The organism is uncultured Mycobacterium sp., from assembly GCF_964249325.1.
Taxonomy (GTDB): domain Bacteria; phylum Actinomycetota; class Actinomycetes; order Mycobacteriales; family Mycobacteriaceae; genus Mycobacterium.
In genome coordinates, this window is record NZ_CAXUCH010000391.1 from 1 (window position 1) to 2,485 (window position 2,485).

At 65.6% G+C, this 2,485-nt stretch carries 4 protein-coding genes; 1 reads left to right on the forward strand and 3 read right to left on the reverse strand.

Annotated features, from left to right (window positions below; all coding sequences use genetic code 11):
- The 3 genes from ACFE99_RS24935 to ACFE99_RS24945 all read right to left on the reverse strand — a co-directional run.
- On the reverse strand, positions 1–226 hold a 226-nt coding region (locus ACFE99_RS24935), incomplete at its 3' end, for a transposase (protein ID WP_375489532.1).
- A gap of 119 nt (positions 227–345) precedes the next feature.
- Positions 346–561 carry a hypothetical protein gene (locus tag ACFE99_RS24940; RefSeq protein WP_375489534.1) on the reverse strand — a complete coding sequence of 72 codons (216 nt, stop codon included), beginning with the start codon at positions 559–561 and terminating at the stop codon, positions 346–348.
- Complete coding sequence (locus ACFE99_RS24945) at positions 527–1,771, reverse strand: IS4 family transposase (RefSeq protein ID WP_375489536.1); 1,245 nt, start codon at positions 1,769–1,771, stop codon at positions 527–529. The genes ACFE99_RS24940 and ACFE99_RS24945 overlap by 35 nt, the downstream gene beginning before the upstream one ends.
- A gap of 142 nt (positions 1,772–1,913) precedes the next feature.
- On the opposite strand from ACFE99_RS24945, the gene ACFE99_RS24950 reads away from it, so the two are divergent.
- Positions 1,914–2,485: AI-2E family transporter (locus tag ACFE99_RS24950; protein WP_375489538.1), on the forward strand; the 572-nt coding region annotated here is incomplete at its 3' end.

Genomic DNA, 2,485 nt, shown 5'->3' on the forward strand with positions numbered 1-2,485 from the left:
CCTCCTTGAGCATGCTGATGTCCAGCGCCTGCTCCGCCACGATCTTCTTCAACCGCGCGTTCTCCGCCTCCAGCGCCTTGAGCCGATGCGCCTCGTCCTCCTTCAGTGCGCCGTACTTCGTGCGCCACCGGTAGAAGGTCTGCTCGCTGATCGCGAGCTTCTTACACACCGCCGGGATCGTCGCGCCGCGAGCTTGCAGCGACTCCGCCTCGCGCAATTTCGCCACGATCTGCTCTGCCGTGAACCTCTGCGTCCGAGCCATCAGGAACTCACACCGGTCCTCTCATCCGACGGGATGCTCCCACTCGAACTGGACCGAAAAACGGGGGGCCGCACACCGTTAAATTACGCGGCGGTGACTTCGACGGTGGCGGGTCTGTCGTAGAGGATCTGGTGGTGCTGTCGGCGTTTGATGGGCCGGTAGCAGGGGCCGTAGCGTTTGATCACTCGCGGGTAGCTGCGATGTCGGCGTTCGGGGAGCGGGTGTTCGAGGATTTCGGCGAGGACGCGGCGGCGGGCGGCGTCGCTACTGCTGTGAGGGGGGAAAATCCGCGGCGCCATCGGCTTCGCGGCGGATCACTCGTAGCGAGTTTATGAATGAGAGCCGGTCGGGGTCGATGTCGGCGTCGTGCGCGGCTTCGACCATCAAAGCTCTGATCGCGTAATGGGCGAGGAGGATGCCCCAGATTTCTTGCCGGACCATTTCCGGGGATTTGGAGCGGAGCACCCGGGTGTGTGCGATCTGGTGAGTCTCGATTTCGTCGAGGGCGATTTCGAATTCCCACCGCTGGTGGTAGGCGGCGGCCAAATCGCCGGAGAGCGCCTGTTGCCAGTCGGTGATGGTGGTGATGATCCGGTAGGTCTCGGCGTCGGGGCGGTCGGTGATCTGGTAGTCGACGACGCGGACGAAGGCCGCTTGTCGGTTGGCGACCCGCCAGCGGGCCTGGCCCAGCTCGGTCGGGGTAGGCACCCCTTTCGGACTGATCACCGAGAGGTAGGAGCCGTCGGCGAACCGCTGCAGCATCGGCAGTTTCAGCTGGGAGCTGACCCGGAACAGCAGGTCCGCGCCGGTGGCGCGGGCGGCGGCGAAGAACTCGTAGCTGAAGAAGCCGCGGTCGAAGATCACCAGCATGTCCTGCTCGAGGGCGGGCAGCACGCCGTCGGCCAGCTCCCGCTCTCCGGTGCGGATCGGGCCGAGTTCGGCGGCGACGATCGCGTGCGTGCCGCACTCACCCAGCCCCACGACCCGGACTTGCGGGAACGCCCCACCCTGCCCGGTACGCGAGGACGGCCGGCCGAACGCCTGCTCGTTCTCCGGCGTGTCGGGCAGGTCGAGAGTGACCCCGTCGACGGCCATCAACCGCCACCGGTGGGAAAGCCACGCGCCGATCGTCGACGCCGTGGCCAGCGGCCTGGCGGCGCGGTCGAACAACTCCCGCACCGGCTCCTCACCGAGGCGTTGCCGGGCCTGGCACAACGCCGACGCGGTCGGTACCTTCCAGGCCCGCTCCCACGCCGACACAAGCCGTAGCCCGCCGACCATTTTACGCATGACTTCTTCGTAGGCCTCGCCGAAGAACAACGCCAACGCGATCACGTAATACACCACCAGCCGGGCCGGCAGCAGCCGTTGTCGCTTTTCTGTGCGTCTTGTTTCCAGCAGTACCTGATCGACCAGGCCCCGCGGGTAAATCCGCGCGACGATGCCTAAACTCAGGAAGTCCGAAAGCCGACCTGCACGCGGTTCCTGCTCATTCGTATCACCCGACACGACGCAGAAGCTATCCCCATCGAACGCCGAATACGTGCTGCGGAATCGCGCGTGTCAAATGCACGGACGCGGATGCAAATAGCCTGCCCTACCAAATTTGGTAGGCTACAACTTCGAAAAGTCCCGCCCGAGTCTTATCTGAATGGCATTGGACATAACCCGGTTGATCACACACGCGAAGCACTGGCTGGAGACCGGGCCGCTGCACCTGAAATCCGCCGACCTGGACAAGATCACCAACAACCTCACGGCAACCATCAAGGCACACCAGGGCCAGCTGATCAGCGGCGCGATCAGCACCGTGCGCGCCGTCACCGAGGGCATCGCCGCGCTGCTGCTGATCTTGCTGGTGACCTTCTACCTACTCCGGGACGGGCAGCTGGTCTGGGCCTGGGTGGTCCGGCTGTTCCCCCGCGCGGCGCACGAGCGGCTCGACCACGGCGGACGGGCCGGCTGGCGCACGTTCGGCGGCTACATGCGCGGCCAACTGTTGATCGCCTTGTTCCACGGCGTGACGATCACCATCTTGCTGCTCGTGCTGCGCGTCCCGCTAGCCGCCGCACTCGGCGTACTGATCTTCCTCGGCTCGTTCATCCCGCTGGTCGGCCTGACGATCACCGGCGCGCTCGCCGTCGCGGTCACCCTCCTGGAGCACGGCTGGCTCACCGCATTGATCGTCGCGATCGCGATCGTCGTGCTGGTCCAGGCCGAGGC

What these genes read in the sequence shown, in the direction of transcription:
- ACFE99_RS24940 (WP_375489534.1), bottom strand. Translation starts at nt 561, where the DNA reads ATGGCGCCGCGGATTTTCCCCCCTCACAGCAGTAGCGACGCCGCCCGC.